The organism is Bradyrhizobium sp. NAS96.2, assembly GCF_001908235.1.
In the GTDB taxonomy this organism is placed as follows: domain Bacteria; phylum Pseudomonadota; class Alphaproteobacteria; order Rhizobiales; family Xanthobacteraceae; genus Bradyrhizobium.
Genome location: NZ_LGHK01000194.1, coordinates 18,456 through 34,866, shown reverse-complemented (window position 1 = coordinate 34,866; position 16,411 = coordinate 18,456). Strand labels below are relative to the sequence as shown.

The 16,411-nt window shown below is 65.3% G+C and carries 19 protein-coding genes; 12 read left to right on the top strand and 7 right to left on the bottom strand.

Annotation, left to right across the window (positions count from 1 at the left end; all coding sequences use genetic code 11):
- Positions 1-84: 84 nt before the first annotated feature.
- Entirely contained in the window at positions 85-1,269 is a 1,185-nt protein-coding gene (locus AC628_RS33335) for an acyl-CoA dehydrogenase family protein (protein WP_074130967.1), read from the bottom strand.
- Between the two features lie 168 nt (positions 1,270-1,437).
- Here AC628_RS33335 and AC628_RS33330 point away from each other — a divergent pair, with 168 nt between their 5' ends.
- Both AC628_RS33330 and AC628_RS33325 read left to right on the top strand, forming a co-directional pair.
- Positions 1,438-1,983, top strand: a complete 546-nt coding sequence (locus tag AC628_RS33330; RefSeq protein WP_074130966.1) for a carboxymuconolactone decarboxylase family protein — start codon at positions 1,438-1,440, stop codon at positions 1,981-1,983.
- A 135-nt stretch (positions 1,984-2,118) separates the two neighbouring features.
- Positions 2,119-2,613, top strand: a complete 495-nt coding sequence (locus tag AC628_RS33325) for a VOC family protein (RefSeq protein ID WP_074130965.1) — start codon at positions 2,119-2,121, stop codon at positions 2,611-2,613.
- Between the two features lie 108 nt (positions 2,614-2,721).
- Here AC628_RS33325 and AC628_RS33320 read toward each other — a convergent pair whose 3' ends face one another.
- Entirely contained in the window at positions 2,722-3,225 is a 504-nt protein-coding gene (locus AC628_RS33320; RefSeq protein ID WP_074130964.1) for a DUF2938 domain-containing protein, read from the bottom strand.
- Positions 3,218-4,081, bottom strand: a complete 864-nt coding sequence (locus AC628_RS33315) for a class I SAM-dependent methyltransferase (protein ID WP_074130963.1) — start codon at positions 4,079-4,081, stop codon at positions 3,218-3,220. Before AC628_RS33315 ends, AC628_RS33320 begins: the two co-directional genes overlap by 8 nt.
- 82 nt (positions 4,082-4,163) lie before the next feature.
- On the opposite strand from AC628_RS33315, the gene AC628_RS33310 reads away from it, so the two are divergent.
- On the top strand, positions 4,164-4,607 hold the full coding sequence (locus AC628_RS33310) for a helix-turn-helix domain-containing protein (protein WP_074130962.1): 444 nt from the start codon (positions 4,164-4,166) through the stop codon (positions 4,605-4,607).
- Between the two features lie 198 nt (positions 4,608-4,805).
- Here the strand turns inward: AC628_RS33310 and AC628_RS33305 are convergent, their stop codons facing one another.
- The 3 genes from AC628_RS33305 to AC628_RS33295 all read right to left on the bottom strand — a co-directional run bounded on the left by AC628_RS33305 (position 4,806) and on the right by AC628_RS33295 (position 8,316).
- On the bottom strand, positions 4,806-6,083 hold the full coding sequence (locus AC628_RS33305; protein WP_245321459.1) for an MFS transporter: 1,278 nt from the start codon (positions 6,081-6,083) through the stop codon (positions 4,806-4,808).
- A 171-nt stretch (positions 6,084-6,254) separates the two neighbouring features.
- Entirely contained in the window at positions 6,255-7,499 is a 1,245-nt protein-coding gene (locus AC628_RS33300) for an MFS transporter (protein WP_074130999.1), read from the bottom strand.
- A gap of 319 nt (positions 7,500-7,818) precedes the next feature.
- Positions 7,819-8,316, bottom strand: coding sequence for a type II toxin-antitoxin system HicB family antitoxin (locus tag AC628_RS33295; RefSeq protein WP_074130961.1), 498 nt, complete (start codon positions 8,314-8,316; stop codon positions 7,819-7,821).
- A 76-nt stretch (positions 8,317-8,392) separates the two neighbouring features.
- On the opposite strand from AC628_RS33295, the gene AC628_RS33290 reads away from it, so the two are divergent.
- The gene (locus AC628_RS33290; protein WP_074130960.1) at positions 8,393-9,265 is read left to right on the top strand and encodes a protein-L-isoaspartate O-methyltransferase family protein; all 873 of its coding nucleotides are present in this window, start codon (positions 8,393-8,395) and stop codon (positions 9,263-9,265) included.
- A 168-nt stretch (positions 9,266-9,433) separates the two neighbouring features.
- On the opposite strand, the gene AC628_RS33285 is transcribed toward AC628_RS33290, so the two are convergent.
- Positions 9,434-10,123, bottom strand: a complete 690-nt coding sequence (locus tag AC628_RS33285; protein WP_074130959.1) for a DUF938 domain-containing protein — start codon at positions 10,121-10,123, stop codon at positions 9,434-9,436.
- A 261-nt stretch (positions 10,124-10,384) separates the two neighbouring features.
- Here AC628_RS33285 and soxX point away from each other — a divergent pair, with 261 nt between their 5' ends.
- The 8 genes from soxX (at position 10,385) to AC628_RS33245 (ending at position 16,387) form a co-directional block, all read left to right on the top strand.
- The gene (soxX, locus tag AC628_RS33280) at positions 10,385-10,675 is read left to right on the top strand and encodes a sulfur oxidation c-type cytochrome SoxX (RefSeq protein ID WP_074130998.1); all 291 of its coding nucleotides are present in this window, start codon (positions 10,385-10,387) and stop codon (positions 10,673-10,675) included.
- A 32-nt stretch (positions 10,676-10,707) separates the two neighbouring features.
- Positions 10,708-11,202: a thiosulfate oxidation carrier protein SoxY gene (gene soxY / locus AC628_RS33275; protein WP_074130958.1), complete on the top strand. Its 495-nt coding sequence runs from the start codon at positions 10,708-10,710 to the stop codon at positions 11,200-11,202.
- A gap of 71 nt (positions 11,203-11,273) precedes the next feature.
- Positions 11,274-11,585 carry a thiosulfate oxidation carrier complex protein SoxZ gene (gene soxZ / locus AC628_RS33270; RefSeq protein ID WP_050419904.1) on the top strand — a complete coding sequence of 104 codons (312 nt, stop codon included), beginning with the start codon at positions 11,274-11,276 and terminating at the stop codon, positions 11,583-11,585.
- Positions 11,582-12,442 carry a sulfur oxidation c-type cytochrome SoxA gene (soxA, locus tag AC628_RS33265; RefSeq protein ID WP_074130957.1) on the top strand — a complete coding sequence of 287 codons (861 nt, stop codon included), beginning with the start codon at positions 11,582-11,584 and terminating at the stop codon, positions 12,440-12,442. Before soxZ ends, soxA begins: the two co-directional genes overlap by 4 nt.
- The gene (locus tag AC628_RS33260) at positions 12,439-12,753 is read left to right on the top strand and encodes a hypothetical protein (protein WP_074130956.1); all 315 of its coding nucleotides are present in this window, start codon (positions 12,439-12,441) and stop codon (positions 12,751-12,753) included. Before soxA ends, AC628_RS33260 begins: the two co-directional genes overlap by 4 nt.
- Before the next feature lie 35 nt (positions 12,754-12,788).
- A complete protein-coding gene (gene soxB / locus AC628_RS33255) occupies positions 12,789-14,537 on the top strand; it encodes a thiosulfohydrolase SoxB (protein WP_074130997.1) in 1,749 nt (582 codons plus the stop codon).
- Entirely contained in the window at positions 14,534-14,989 is a 456-nt protein-coding gene (locus AC628_RS33250) for a DsrE family protein (RefSeq protein WP_074130955.1), read from the top strand. Before soxB ends, AC628_RS33250 begins: the two co-directional genes overlap by 4 nt.
- Before the next feature lie 357 nt (positions 14,990-15,346).
- Positions 15,347-16,387: an MBL fold metallo-hydrolase gene (locus AC628_RS33245; RefSeq protein ID WP_074130954.1), complete on the top strand. Its 1,041-nt coding sequence runs from the start codon at positions 15,347-15,349 to the stop codon at positions 16,385-16,387.
- The last annotated feature ends 24 nt before the right edge of the window (positions 16,388-16,411 follow it).

Here is a 16,411-nt window from a genome sequence, read left to right as displayed (position 1 = left end):
TCGAACCCGGAATCTCGAGGTTCACGGTGCGCAACCGCGCTCTAGGGTTCGCCGCGGCGCGACGCCCCGGAACGACGGCAGCAGCTACGCCCCCGGCAGATCGAGGATGCGCTTGGCGACGATGCCGAGCATCACCTCCGAGGTGCCGCCCTCGATCGAGTTGGCCTTGGTGCGCAGCCAGGCGCGCGGGCGGGCGCCGCCGCGGGAGCGGTCGCTTTCCCATTCCAGCGCGTCGATGCCGCCGGCCGACATCAGAATCTCGTAGCGGCGCTTGTTGAGCTCGGTGCCGTAATATTTCATCGCCGAGGAGAACGCCGGATGCGACTGCCCGGCCTTGGCGAGATCGACCGCACGCTCCGCGGCCGCGGCGAGCGCCGCTTCGTCGACCTCGAAGTTCGCGATCTGGCTGCGCAGCTGCGCGTCGTCGAGCTTGCCCTGCGCGTCCGCGCCAACCGAGTCGGCGGCGATCTGGCCGAGCGGACGGCCGACGCCGCGCTCGCCCATGCCCGAGATCATCGCCCGCTCGTGCTGCAAGAGATATTTCGCGACATCCCAGCCGCGATTGACGGTGCCGACGACATGCGACTTCGGCACGCGGACATTGTCGAAGAAGGTTTCGCAAAACGGCGAATAGCCGGAGATCAGCAGGATCGGCTTTGTGGACACACCCTTTGACGTCATGTCGAACAGGATGAAGCTGATGCCGTCGTGCTTCTTGGCCGCGGGATCGGTGCGGACCAGGCAGAAGATCCAGTCGGCATAGTTGGCGTAGGACGTCCAGATCTTCTGGCCGTTGATGATATAGTCGTCGCCGTCGCCGACCGCGCGGGTCTGCAGCGAGGCGAGGTCGGAGCCGGCGTTCGGCTCGGAATAGCCCTGGCACCAGCGGATCAGGCCCGCGGTGATCTTCGGCAGATGCTCCCTCTTCTGCTCCTCGGTGCCGTATTTCAGCAGCGCCGGTCCGAGCATCGAGATGCCGAACGAGGTCAGCGGCTGGCGCGCGCCGATCGCCGCCATCTCCTGGCGCACGATTTTGGCTTCCTCGCCGTCGAGGCCGCCGCCGCCATATTCCTTCGGCCAATGCGGCACGGTCCAGCCCTTGTCACGCATCCGCTCGAACCAGACTCGCTGCGCGTCCGACGAGAATTTCGCGTTGCGGCCACCCCAGAAGGTGTCGCCATCCGAGGTCATCGGTTTGCGCATCTCCGCCGGGCAATTCTGCTCCAGCCAGGCGCGGGTCTCTGCGCGGAATTTCTCGAGGTCAGCCATGGTGCGTTTCCAGTCAAAATCGACGAATTGGATTCGACCTTAGACCTACGCAGCCGCCGAATTCAATATGCCTCGCGGCCGCGCCATGCTCTGGCGTCGCTACTCACCTCGCGCGATCGGGTGTATCGCCGAGATGGGGTAACGATTGAAAAACAAGAGGAAACGGACATGCGGCTGAAGCTGCTTTCGCCTAGCGAAATGAACGCCGCCCAGAAAGAAACCTACGACGAGTCGATCGCCGGCAAGCGCGGCGCGCCACCGGCGCCGATGATGGCCTGGCTGAACAGCCCGGAGATGGCGCGGCACGCCACCCGGCTCGGCGAGGTGCTGCGCTTCGACACGATCTTTCCGCCAAAACTGTCGGAGATCGCGATCCTGGTCACCGCGCGGCACTGGACCGCGCATTACGAATGGTATGCCCACAAGCGCCTCGCGCTGAAGGGCGGCCTCGACCCGAAGATCATCGAGGACATCCGCGTGCGCCGGACGCCGACCTTCGACGATCCCAAGGCCAGGGTGATCTACGACGTCGCCAAGGCGCTGCACGAAGGTCACGGCCTGCCCAAGGGACTGTATGACGAGGCGGTCGAGGTGCTGAGCCAGCGCGGCCTGGTCGAGGTGATCGGCCTCTGCGGCTACTACACCATGGTGTCGATGACGCTGAACACGTTCGAGTTCCAGCTGCCCGGCGGCGAGCTGTCGGAGCTCTGCTAGACCCAGGCGGCCGTGGCGTCATTCGGAAACGCTGCGTTTCCGGATGGATCGCTCCGGCCCCGGCAAATCCGGACTATATCAGCAGGAGAAGCCTTGCCCCTGATGGCACGGCATTGATGCCAACGGAGCCAGGTCATGCCAGAGAATCCCCCCATCATCGCGGGCACGCGGATCGGGCATGTCCACCTCAAGGTCGCCGATCTCGAGCGGGCGCTCGGCTTCTATTGCGGCGTGCTCGGTTTCGAGCTGCAGCAACGCCTGGGGACCGACGCGGCCTTCATCTCTGCCGGCGGCTATCACCACCACATCGGCCTCAACACCTGGGAGAGCAAGGGCGGCCATCCGCCGCCGCCCGGCACCACCGGCCTGTTCCACACCGCCATCCTTTATCCGAGCCGCCCGGCGCTCGCTGATGCGCTGCATCGGGTGCTGTCGGCCGGCATCCAGCTCGACGGCGCCAGCGACCACGGCGTCAGCCAGGCGCTTTACCTGCGCGATCCCGACGAGAACGGCGTCGAGCTGTATTGGGACCGGCCCGAAGCCGAATGGCCGCGCAGCGCCGACGGCAAGCTTGCGATGTTCACGCGGCGGCTGGATCTGGAGGATTTGCTGAAGCAGCGGGCGGCGTAATTCCGTAGCCCGATAATTGCAACTCCGTAGCCCGGATGGAGCGAAGCGAAATCCGGGAAACCTGCGTGCGCGGAAACGATCCCCGGATTACGCTGCGCTCCATCCGGGCTACGGGTCAAACACCACACGCCCGATCCAGCCGGCCGCATAGAGCCCAACGCCGAACACCGCATGCGTCAGGAGGCTCTGCAGCCGCGCGGCCCATGGCCGGGGCGTCCGGCTGGCGGCGATGCCGGCGCCCATTGCCGGCTGCATCACCAGGAACGGTGCGACCACGCTGCCGATCCCGACCAGCAATGCCGGACCGATGGTCGGCTGCCGCGCCCAATCGAGGCCGAAGATCGCGAGCAGCACGCCGGCAAAGCCGATCCCAATCAGGTAATGCGCGGCCCACCCGATCACCCGTTCGCCCGCAACCGGCGGCGACGCGGCGATGCGGTCGTGACGCACCCTCCCGGATGCGAGATGGCCGAGCCAGCGGCCGACCAACGCGTAGTCCAGCGACGGCATGCCGAGCAGATGCGTGCGGACCATCCCCCAGATATCCATCGCGATGGTCGCGCCGGCGCCGATCAACACCGCACTCGCCAGATAGTCCAGGGCGTCAGCCATTTGCAGCCTCCACTGGCGCTCGCGCTGCGACCATCCAGCAGGCCGCGGTGAAGCGAATCTCGCCGGCATCGAGATAGCGGTCGAACGCACCGCGCACGGTGTCGATCACCTCTGCACGGAGCGGCCCTTCCATCCCCTGCAGCATCGTGCCGACCGGGCCGAGCCAGCTCACGTAACGGGTCAGCTCTGTTGCCGGAAAACTCAAGCCGACATCGACCGGCTCGACCGCGATTGCATCCCAGCCGCTGTCCTTCAGGATGCTCTCGACCCGCTTGCGGTCCGCGAAGCCGAACTGTCCCGGCGCATCGGGGCGCCGCGGCGGAAGCTGCGGCAGCAGCGGCTTCGCCGCCCGTTCCGCGGTCGTCATGAACGGGTTCTCGGCGGCGCTCCGCCAGACGATCAAACGGAGTGCAGCGCCCCGGCGGGCAGCGCGGCGGAGATTGGCGAAGGCCTGCACCGGGTCGGCAAAAAACATCACGCCGAGCCGTGAGATGATCATGTCGAAACTCGCTGGCGCGAACGGATAGCTCTGCGCATCGGCGCAGATGAAGCTGGCCGGTTGCCGTTCCCGCTCCGCACGATCACGCGCTGCCGCGATCATCGGCCCGGAGATGTCGATGCCGGTGCAATGCCCCTCCGGGCCGAGCGCCCGAGCCGCGGCGAAGGTCGTGGCGCCGGTGCCGCAGCCGATATCGAGCACGCGGCTCGCCGCTTCATCGGACACTGCCCGAACCAACAGCTCTTCAAGCGGCTTGAACATCCCCTCGAGCACGTCGCGTGTCTCGACCCAGGCGCGTCCGGCGGCGCCGTTCCAGAGTTTGCGCTGCTCGTCGTCGACCTGCGCTACGACGTCCATGATTCTCGTCCTTCTTGATGCCTGCCTTCCGCAAGCGGTAGGCTGCACACTGCCAGTTCAAGTGAACTTGAGGTCAAGGGCCATGCGGGACATCGATATCGCTGAGGTGGCGGAACTGTCGGGCGTGCGCGCCTCGACCTTGCGCTTCTATGAGGAGAAGGGACTGATCGCCTCGCATGGACGGCGCGGGCTGCGCCGCCTGTTCGATCCGGGCGTGCTCGACCGGCTGGCGCTGATCGCGCTCGGGCGCGCATCGGGCTTCACCCTCGACGAGATCGCAAGAATGTTCGCGCCCGACGGCAGGCCGCGCATCGACCGCAAGATGCTGGCGACGAAGGCCGACGAACTCGACCGCACCATCCGCAGGCTCAACGCGATGCGCGACGGCCTGCGCCACGCCGCGGTCTGCCCTGCGCCGAGCCACATGGAATGCCCCACCTTCCGCCGCCTGCTGCGGGTCGCGGCGGCCGGCAAGATGGAGGCACCGAAGAAGACGAAGAAGCCACGTCGCAAGGCGAGATCGTAGCCCGGATGCAGCGCAGCGAAATCCGGGGTTCGCTCCAAGCGGCAATACCGTCCCCGGATTGCGCTTCGCTCCATCCGGGCTACTTTTTGACCCTCCCCTGGAGGGGGGAGGGTCGACGCGAATGAAATGAGCGGCGGGGTGGGGTGACGGTCTCTCCACTCGGACGCTGCCCGTGTTGAGAGATCACCCCACCCCGTCTCACATTTCGCTGCGCTCAATGTGATCCGACCCTCCCCCTCCAGGGGAGGGTGAAGCGGCGCCCATACTTCCCTTCATCATAATCGTCACTGCCGCGATCAGTTCGAGGCCGATGCAGCCGTAGAACGGCAGCGTATAGCTGCCGGAGAGATCGTGCAGCAGGCCGATCACGCCGGGGCCGAACGCGTAGGTGATCTGGTTGATCGCGGTGATCAGGCTGACAAGCACGCCGAACGCGCGCGGGTCGAACTCGCGCTGCACGATCAGCGCCGGCAGCGTGATCAGATTGCCGACAGAGAAGCCGAACAGCGCGCAGGCGGCGATCTGCACGATATCGTTGTGTACGTTAATGATCAGAGCGAGCGCGATCGCCTGGCTGACAAAGGACAGCGCCGAAGCCAGGCGCTGGTTCAGCTGGTCGATCACGAAGGAAAACGAGACGCGGCCGACCACGGCCATCGCGGTCAAGAGCGCCATCGCTACCGTGGCACGCTCGCGGCCGATCACCTGATCGAGATAGGCGATCAGATGCACGATGAAGCCGACCTGGGCGAACAGCACCAGCGCGAAAGCGATCGAGACCGAGAGGAAGTGGATGTCGCGCAGCGCCCGGGCGCGCACCTGCGTCGCCGATGGTGCATCAGCGGCTGCGGCCGTCACTGCGTGCAGATGCACCGGTGGCCGGCCGACGAAGATCAGGATGACAGGCACCATCACCACGATCAGCAGCCCAGCTGCCGCGATCATCGCACCGGAGTAGCCGAACGTGCCGATCCCCGCCACCAGTAGCGGCACGCCAACGATGCCGCCGAAGCTCGCGCCGTTCAGCGCCAGGCTGATCGCCATGCCGCGCTTCTTGTCGAACCACAGGCCGAGCGTGTTGGTGATGATGCCGAGGCTGGTGCCGGCCCAGCCGAACGCCAGCAGCGCATCGGCGAGATAGAGCTGCCAGGGCGCGCGCACCTCGCCGATCGCAACCGCCGCGATCGCCATCGCGAAGGTGCCGGCGATCAGGCAGCTGCGCGCGCCGAACGCCTTGATCGCCTCGCTGACGAAGGCAACCAGCGCGGCGCCGAACAAATAGAAGAAGGTCGTACCCGACGAGATCAGCGACGCCGGCCAGCCGTGCAGCTTGTGCAGCTCGGCGACATAGACGCTCTGCCCGTAGAAGCCCAGTCCCCAGCCGAAGGTCGCAAGCAGGAAGCAGACGACGACGATGCGCCAGCCCTCGTAACCGAGCGAGGATTCGTCAGGCAGCGTGGGTGAGGATGCGTCCATTTCTTGCTCTTGCTTCTGACATCGTCATGACCGGGTTCATCCGTTCTCACGATGTAAGGAGCCGTGCAAGCCGATCATTTCGAAGCTGATCGAAGTGTCAGCAATTGGCAGGAGCATGATCCGGAAAAGTGCGAAGCGGTTTTCCGAAAAGATCATGCTCAAAACAAAGCTTTAGATACTGGGATCCGGGATTTCATCCACCGCGCGCAATTTCGCGCGCCGCTTGGCGAACGAGGCCAGCGACAGCACGACGAGCCCGAGCAGAACCGGCGGAAACACCACCATGTTGACGGCATTCCAGCCGTAATGCGCGAGCAGCTGTCCGGATGAGAACGAGCCGATCGCCATCATGCCGAACACCAGGAAATCGTTGAACGCCTGCACCTTGTTGCGTTCCTGAGGCCGGTGCGTTTCCAGCACCAGCGCGGAGGCGCCGACAAAGGCAAAATTCCAGCCGACACCGAGCACGAACAGCGTGGCCCAGAAGTGCGGCGCCGTGATCCCCGACAGCCCGATCATGGCGGCCACCGCCTCCAGCGCCAGCCCGAGCGCGACAATGCGAGGTGCGCCGAACCGCGCGATCAGCGATCCGGTGAAGAAGCTCGGGCCGTACATCGCCACGATGTGCCACTGGATGCCGAAATTGGAATCGCTGACCGACAGCCCGCACATCTTCATGGCGAGCGGCGCCGAGGTCATCACCAGGTTCATCATCGGATAGGCGATCACGCCGCACAGCGCCGCCGCGATGAAACGCGGCTGTTTGGCGATCTCGAGCAGGGGACGGCCGCCATGCAAATCCGCTGCCGCAGGCTTCGGCGCGTCGACGCCCGACAGCACCGCCATCGCCACCAGCGCGACCAGCGCCTGCATCACGAAGGAAAATGCGAACAGATAGGGCGGCCAGATGTCCATGGTCCATTGCACGAGCTGCGGCCCGAGCACACCGGCGAACACGCCGCCGGCCATCACCCAGGACACCGCCTTGGGCCGGAACGCGGCGCTGGCACCATCAGCTGCGGCAAAGCGATAGGACTGCGCGACGGCGCCGTAGAGCCCGCCGAGAAAGGTCGCGCCGCAGAACAGCCAGAACGATGAATGCAGGATCGCCCAGGCGCCGAGCGCGCCGGTCAGCGTGCCGCAGAAGGTGCCGACGATGAAGGCGACGCGCCGTCCATAGGCGCGCGAGATCGCACCGGTCGGCAGCGTGCCGGCGGCGAGCCCGAGCACATACATCGAGAGCGGCACCGTCGCGAGCGAGATATCGGGCGCCAGCGACGCGCCGACGATCGAGCCGGTGGCGAAGATCACGGCCGAATTGGCCCCGGTCAGCGCCTGCGCCGCCGCAAGCCGCCACACATTGCCGCGCGCCCGCGCGTCGTCGCTCGTCTCATCCGCAACTGTCACGTCGATCATCGGCATTCCCGCGCTGAAGCCCCGGCGGGAGCCCCCAAATCGCGGGCACTATGGAGAGCGGGTGCGAGCCGATCAACCGGCGCAAACGGACGTAGGCCATGCGGGAGGCGCACGAGAGATCGCTCCGCACGCGATGTCGGGCGCACTTGCCAGCCCCGTCATCCTGAGGTGCGAGCCTTGCGGCGCACTTGCGCCGCTGGGCGAGCCTCGAAGGATGCACGGCCACCAGCCTGGCCGTCGACCCTTCGAGGGCCGCTGAAGAAGCGGCCACCTCAGGGTGACGGGAATAAAGGTCGGCCATAACTTGACGGCAAACCTCCTACCGCACCGGCTTCTTGCCCGGCCGCTTCTCGGCACGCAGTGCGCCGGTCTTGTGCACCTTGGAGCGCGGCGCGATCGGGGCGCCGCGCGGATAGCCGCCCGGCCATTCGAGCGCGAGCGAGCTCGCAAAGCCGAAGAAGCTCGAGCGGCTCATGCCGAGCTCGGCGGCACGCTTGTCGATCCGCGTGATCAGGCTCTTCGGCAGATAAACATTGACGCGCTCGGACGGATCGGGCGGATCGACGCCGACCATGAAGAAGGCGGCGACGTCGGAGCCCTTGGGCGGAACGATTCGCTCGATCGGCGTCGGCTCCGGCAGCGCGCGGCCCTGCTCGACCCAGCCGTCCACCGCCTGCGCCAAAGCTTGCTCGGCGCGCTCGATCGCCTCTTCCTGCGACTTGCCGCCGGCAACGCAGTCCGGAAAATCCGGGAACCAGGCTCCGAACGCGCCGCGCGGACCGCGCTCCAGCACGGCCGGATAAAGCCGTCTCTTCATTCTGGCCTCCGTCGTCCGCGTATGCTATTTCACACACTTCGGTGTGTCAAATAACACATTGAGAGGGAGCACCGCGATGGACCCCCAAGCCGAACTCCGCATTGTCCGCCGAGCCTATGCCAAGCAGATCCTGGCCGCCGCCAATGTCGTCGATCCGCGCCTGACCGCAGCCTTCGCTGCCATTCCGCGCGAGGACTTCGTCGGCCCCGGGCCATGGATGATGCTGCGGTGGTGGAGCCGCGACTATGTGCCGACGCCCGATGCCGATCCGGTCTATCTCTACACCAACGACCTGGTCGCCTTGCTGCCCGCGCGCCGCCTCAACAACGGCCAACCCTCGCTGCACGCCTACCTCATGTATCAGGCCGCGCCCGCCGGCGGCGAACACGTGGTGCATATCGGAACCGGCACCGGCTACTACACCGCGATCCTCGCGCATCTGGTCGGCCCGTGCGGGCGCGTCACCGGGATCGAATACGACGTGGAGCTTGCAGCACGCGCCAAGGCTAATCTTGCACCATATCCGAATGTCGAGATCATCGCGGGCGACGGCACGCTGGTTGCCTTCGATTCAGCCAACGTGATCTATGTCAACGCCGGCTGCACCCGTCCCGCCGCGCGGTGGCTCGACGGCCTTGCCGATGGCGGCCGCCTGATCCTGCCGCTGACGTCGGACGATGGATTCAAGGGCGGCGCGCCGGAGCAGGTGGCGCGCTCCGGCGCGGTGTTCCGGGTTCGGCGCGAGGGCGCAGGCTATCAGGCCGCCTGGATATCGCCGGTCGCGATCATTCCCTGCGACGGCGGCCGCGACGAAGCGTCGGAAAAGGCGCTGGCCGAAGCCTTCGCCTGCGGCGGCTGGCAGAAGGTGTCGCGGCTTTATCGTGGTGCTGAGCTTCCCGACGAGCGCTGCTGGCTGCGCGGCGACGGGTGGTGTTTGGCTTACGACTGAGCCGGCAATTGCCCGATCTGTAAGATGGGTAGAGCCAACGGGTCCGCGCAACGCGCGGCCCGATGATAAACTCCGCGAGACCCATCGATCGCCGCCTCGAACAAGCATGATGGGTTTCGCTTCCGCCTTCGCTCTTCGAGCTACGGCGGACAAGTCGCTCTACCCATCCTACGATTGCCCCGCATCCTTCCGCACAAACATCAGGATCATGTTGTTGGCCGGCATCTCGAAGCTGCCTGCGAGCTTCAGCCCGACGCTCTCGGCAAGCGCCTCGACATCGGCGATGTCGCGCACGCCCCATTCGGCGTCGCGTTCGCGCAACGAGGTATCGAACACCGCATTGCTGAGCGCGGTGTGCTTGCCGTCGCGCTTGAACGGGCCGTAGAGGAACAGCCGGCCGTCGGCGCGCAGATGCCGCGCCGCGCCGGCGAACAAGCCCTCCGCGACGCGCCACGGCGCGATGTGAATCACATTGGCGCAGAAGATCGCGAGCAGTTTGTCCGGACCTTTGCCGTCCGCCGGCGCCGGCGACCAGGCCGGATCGGACAGATCGATCGGCTGCGGCGGCTGGATGTTGGCAAGGGCGGCATGCGCGCGCCAGGCCTTGATGCTGCGCAGATGCGCGGCATGGAGGTCGCTCGGCCACCAGATGATGTCAGGCGTCTGGCCGGCGAAATAGACGACATGCTGCCCGGTGCCGCTGCCCGCCTCCAGCACGTCGCCGGATTGGCCTGAGAGGTAGTCCTTCAGGACCGCCCAGATCGGCTGATGGTTGCGGTGAAATGCCGCCGCGTCGAGCCGCCCGTCCGCCTCGACCGGCCGCCCGTCCTTGCCGAACTCCACCACAAACTCCGCCACTGCAATCTCCTGTTAGCCGTCGGCAATTTCCGTCATAAAACGATCAACCAGGGTGACGGGTCTTTTCTCGTCGGTGCAGACTGTCGCCCAGACATTAACCCCGTCGCAACGCGCCTATTCTCCGTGTTGCCAGCCGATGGCCTTTGTGCTTTCCACTCTTTATATTGCGATGGGATCATCGAGATTGAAGCCCGGGAAACGTCCTTGATCGCCACTTTCTCCAAGCCAGCCTTCGTCCTGGCGCTGCTGGCGGGCATTGCCATGGCCATGCCCGCGCAGGCCCAATCCGCTGCCGAGGGCCAGAAGCTCGCCTTCGACCGCGGCAAGGGCAATTGCCTGACCTGCCATGTCATCAAGGGCGGCGACCTGCCCGGCACCATCGGCCCTGAGCTGACCGGGCTCAAGGCGAAGTACAGCCGCGACGAGCTGATCGCGATCGTGACCGACGAGACCAGGCGCAACCCGCAGACCGTGATGCCGCCGTTCGGACGAAACCGGATCTTGAGCGAGAAGGAAATCAACGCGGTGGTGGACTTCCTGCAGACGCTGTGACGCGGCGACATCAGCTTGAGGAGATTTTTTCGATGAACATCACGACCAGCGAATTTCTTGCGAACCGCCGCCTGGTGCTGAAGGGCGCGGGTGTCGCCGCGCTGATCGGCCTTGGCGTCATTCCGTTCGACGTGCCGCAGGCGCTCGCCGCCGCCAACGACAAGTATCCGGAAGAGGCGTTCAAGCAGAAGAACGAGGCCGACGCGATCAAGGCGCTCTACGGCAAGACCGCCGAGGCCTCGGACAAGGTCAAGATGGACGCGCCTGAAATCGCAGAGAACGGCGCTGTAGTACCGATCTCCGCCACCACGACGCTATCAGACGTCACCTCGATCTCGTTCCTGGTGAGCGAGAACCCGATCTCGCTGATCGCTTCCTACAAGATTCCGGCCGGCACGCTGCCGAGCGTCGCCAACCGCATCAAGATGGCCAAAACCAGCAACGTCACCGTGATCGTCGAGGCCGGCGGCAAGCTCTATAGCGCAAGCAAGGAAATCAAGGTCACCGTCGGCGGCTGCGGCGGCTGAGGACGCATGATCCGGAAAAGTGGGAACCGGTTTTCCGACAAGATCATGCGCAAACAACAAGGATAATACCGATGGCATCGAGCATTCGCGTGCGCGCCACCTCGAACGGCGACACCACCGAGGTGCAGGCGCTGATCCAGCATCCGATGGATTCCGGCTTCGTCAAGGACGCCAAGGGCGAGATCATTCCGCCGCATTTCATCCAGGTGCTGACCTTCGAATATGACGGCAAGCCGGTGTTCGTCGCCGACTGGGGCGGCGGTGTGTCGAAGGACCCGTATGTCAAGTTCGCCTTCAAGGGCGGCAAGAAGGGCGACGATCTGAAGGTCAGCTGGGTCGACAACAAGGGCGCGACCGACACCACCACGGCGAAGATTCAATGACGGCACGCTTCGCAATCCGGGCAGCGTTTGCGGCGTTTGCACTTGGCGTGCTGGCGTTCGCACCGGTCACGCGCGCAGCCGACAGCATCGATCCCGCCGCCGACAAGGCCGCGTTCCAGAAATTCTTCACCACCAAATTCCCCAAGCTGAAGCTCGAGGATTTCGTCAACGGTCCCTATTCGATGAATGAGGACCTGCACAAGCAGTGGGAAGAGAAGGAGCAGTTTCCGCCCTACGAGTTCTCGCTCGAGGCCGGCAAGGAAATGTTCTCGACGCCGTTCAAGAACGGCAAGACCTACGCCGACTGCTTCCCGAACAAGGGCATCGGCATCCGCCAGAACTATCCCTATTTCGACGAGAAGGAAGGCAAGGTCGTCACGCTCGAGCTCGCGCTCAACCGCTGCCGCGAGGCCAATGGCGAGGCACCGCTCTCCTATGTGAAGGACGACATGGCGGCGCTGACCGCCTACATGGCCTTCACCTCGCGCGGCAAGCCGATGGACATCAAGATCCCGAACGATCCGCGCGCGCTTCAGGCCTATCAGAAGGGCAAGGAGTATTTCTACACCCGCCGCGGCCAGCTCAATTTCTCCTGCGCCACCTGCCACATCCAGAGCCCGGGTGAGCGGATCCGCGCCGAGGTGCTGGCACCGGCGCTCGGCATCCTGAACGCGATGCCGATCTACCGTTCGGAATGGAGCGGCATGGGCACCACCAGCCGCCGCTTCACCACCTGCAACAGCCAGATCCGCGGCGTGCCGCTCGATCCGCAGGACGACGAGTATCGCAACCTCGAATATTATTTGTCCTATGTCAGCAATGGCCTGCCGATCTCGGGGCCGGGAGCGCGGCCATGACCGCTGCCATCAAAGCTATCTTCGCCGCATCAGCCCTGCTGCTCGCAACTGCAACCGGTGCCCTCGCCGCCTCCGAGGCCGACTACAAGGCGGCCTATGCCGCGGCCGAAGCCGCCAACAAGGAAGCCGGCTCCCTGCGCAACCAGTGGACCACCACAGCCTCGACGCTCGCCGCCGCAAAAAAGGCCGGTGAGGCTGGTGATTTCGACACCGCAGTCGCCCAGGCCAAGGAGGCCGAGGCGCTGGCAAAGGCATCGATCTTCCAGGCGACCAGCGAAAAGGAACGCTGGAAGGACATGGAAGTTCGTTAAAGGCGCGCAGGCCAGGGGGCCGCGCGGAGAGAATGATGATCATCCGCCGCCGGGATTTCCTGAGAGCTTCGGCCGCCGCGACGCTCGTGGCCGGCCTGCCCCGCCTCGCGCGCAGCGCCGATACCGCCAGCGTCTACGACCTCGAGCGCTTCGGCAACGCCCGCATCCTGCACCTGACCGACACCCATGCGCAGCTGAAGCCGGTGTTCTTCCGCGAACCCGGCGTCAATATCGGCGTCGGCGCGATGGCCGGCCAGCCGCCGCATTTGGTCGGCAAGGCGTTCCTCGACCGCTTCGGCATCCGGCCCGACAGCGCCGACGCCTATGCCTTCACCTGCGTCGAGTTCGAGAAGGCTGCCATCCGCTTCGGCAAGCTAGGCGGCTTTGCCCATCTGAAGACGCTGGTCGACAAGCTGCGCGCCGATGTCGGCGAGAAACGCGCGATCCTGCTCGACGGCGGCGATCTCTGGCAGGGCACCGGGCTCGCCAACGCGATGAACGGTGCCGACATGGTCGAGGCCGCCAACCTGCTCGGCATCGAGGCGATGACCGGGCACTGGGAATTCACCTATGGCGAGCAGGTGCTGCGCGACAATCTCTCGCGCTTCAAGGGCGAGTTCCTGGCGCAGAACGTGTTCCTGACCGAGGAAGCCGCATTCAACGACGCCAAGGCGTTCGATCCGGCCTCGGGGCGGGTCTTCAAGCCGTCGATCATCAAGGAGATCGGCGGCCATCGCGTCGCGATCATCGGCCAGGCCTTCCCCTATGTGCCGATCGCACATCCCAAGCGCTTCACGCCGGACTGGAAGTTCGGCATCCGCGACGACGAGCTGCAAAAGCTGGTCGATGGCCATCGCAACAACGACAAGGTCGAAGCGGTGATCCTGCTGTCGCATAACGGCATGGACGTCGACCTCAAGCTCGCCGGCCGCGTCACCGGCATCGACGTCATTCTCGGCGGCCACACCCATGACGCGATCCCGATCCCGATCACGGTGACCAATGCCGGCGGCGTCACGCTGGTCACCAATGCCGGCTCCAACGGCAAGTTCATCGGCGTGCTCGATCTCGATCTCGCCAAGGGCAAGGTCGCCAATATCCGCTACCGCCTGCTGCCGGTTTTCGCCGAGCTGTTGAAGCCCGATCCGACGATGCAGGCGCTGATCGACAAGATGCGCGATCCGCATGTCGACGAATGGAGCGACAAGCTCGGCACCGCCGATCGCCTGCTTTACCGCCGCGGTAATTTCTCGGGCACCGTCGACCAGCTGATCTGCAATGCGCTGCTGAACGAGCTCAACGCCGAGATCGCGCTGTCGCCGGGCTTCCGCTGGGGCCTCACCACCCTCGCCGGCCAGCCGCTGACCATGGAAGACGTGCTGTCGGAGACCGCGATCACCTATCCCGAGACCTACGTCGCGACGATGACCGGCAGCCAGATCAAGGACGTGCTGGAAGACGTCTGCGACAATCTGTTCAACGCCGATCCCTATTATCAGCAAGGCGGCGACATGGTCCGCGTCGGCGGCCTCGCCTATACCTGCACGCCCGGCGAGAGCGTCGGCAAGCGCATCTCCGAGCTGAAGCTCGGCAACGGCAAGCATCTCGAAGCCGGCAAGCACTACAAGGTGGCGGGCTGGGCCTCGGTCAATCAGCAGAACGGCGCGCCGATCTGGGATGTCGTCGCCAAGCATCTGCGCGCCGGCCGGCCGCCGAACCGCGACGAGCCCGGCGTTACGCTGAAAGGCGTCGACGACAATTTGGGCATTGCGAGGCACGGATGACGCGGCGCGCGCTCATCGCGGCGTTCGGCTGTGCTGTGATCGCACTGGCGACGCCGTTCGCCCGCGCCCAGCTGGCGCCGCTGCAGGACAAGCCGTTCGCCGAGCACAAGGTCGTGCTGCAGCTGTCCGACAACGATCCGAAGAAGCAGGGCCTCGTCCTCAGCGTCGCCAGCAATCTGATGAAGCACTACGACCCCGACAAGGTCGCGGTCGAGATCGTCGCCTTCGGCCCCGGCATCGAGTTGCTCAGGCCGGACAATGCCAACCGCAAGCTGGTCGAGAGCCTGGTCGCGCAGGGCGCGCGGGTCGACATCTGCCTCAACACCGTCGATACGATCGAGCGCGACACCGGCAAGCGGCCGGACTACATCGCCGCCGCCACGCCGGTGCAGGTCGGCGTCGCACAGATTTTGCTGCTGACCGAGAACGGCTACACGCTGGTCCGTCCCTGACGCCACCATCGTACCGTCAGGCGTGCTCCATGTGATGGAGCTGCAGGAGCAGGGCCGAAGCTACGTTCGGCTTTAAGTCCGCGCTCCCAGTCGCGGACACTACGCCCGTCATCCTCTTGAGGTGCACGCGTTAGCGTGGCTCCAAGGATCGACGGCCCCGATGTGCCAGCCCGCATCGGCCCCTCAGTGACAGAGCCGGGCCGTTCACCCTTCGAGACGGCTGCTGCGCAGCCTCCTCAGGGTGACGGGGACGGATTTCGTACGGGATTCCCACGGGGATGGATTTGCTTTGAACGGACCCTATCTATGGAATAATATCCTCCATGTGACCTCGGCCCGGAGAACAGGTAAGCCGTCATGATCTTTCGCCAGCTCTTTGACAGCGTGTCCGGAACCTACAGCTATCTGCTCGCGAGCCGCGCCGGCGGCGAGGCGTTGATCCTTGATCCCGTGCTCGAGAAGGCCGACCGCTATTGCAAGCTGCTGCAGGAACTCGACCTCCGGCTTGTGAAAGCCGTCGATACCCATCTGCACGCCGATCACGTCACCGGTCTCGGCGAGTTGCGTGACCGCACCCAGTGCATCACCATCATGGGCGAGCAGAGCAAGGCCGACGTGGTGTCGATGCGCGTCTCCGACGGCGACAGGGTGACGATCGAGGGCCTCTGCCTGGAGGCGATGTACACGCCCGGCCACACCGACGATTCGTATAGCTACCTGATGGGCGACCGCGTCTTCACCGGCGACACGCTCTTGATCCGCGGCACCGGCCGCACCGATTTCCAGAACGGCAGCGCGCGGGCGCAGTACGATTCGATCTTCAATCGCCTCTTGAGGCTGCCCGAGGAAACCATGGTATTCCCCGCGCATGACTACAAGGGCGACACCGTCTCCACCATCGGCGAGGAGAAGCGCTACAATCCGCGGCTGCAGGTGAAATCGATCGACGACTATGTCGAGCTGATGAACAATCTGCATCTGCCGAACCCGAAGATGATGGACGTCGCGGTGCCCGCCAACATGCATGTCGGCCTGCACCAGGACGAGCTGGCCAAGGAAGGCCTCGCCCTCAGCGCGCGCGACGCCATCGCGAGCCTCGGCAGGCCCGATATCCTGCTGGTGGATTTGCGCGAGAGCGGCGAGCGGGCCAAGCACGGCACGCTCGAGGGCGCGCTGCACGCGCCCTATCCCGGGATTTGCGCCACCTTGCAGCCCGGCGGCATGTTGCGCGAAGTCGCCGCCGCGACCGGCCGCCGCGTCGTGTTCTTCTGCGCCTTCGGCGAGCGCTCGGCGATGGCGGTGGCCGCCGCGAAGAAGGCGGGGCTGGCGAACACCGCCCATATCGAAGGCGGCATCGACGCCTGGAAGAAGGCCGGCGGGCCCGTGGTGATGGGATGATCTTGTAGCCCGGATGGAGCGCAG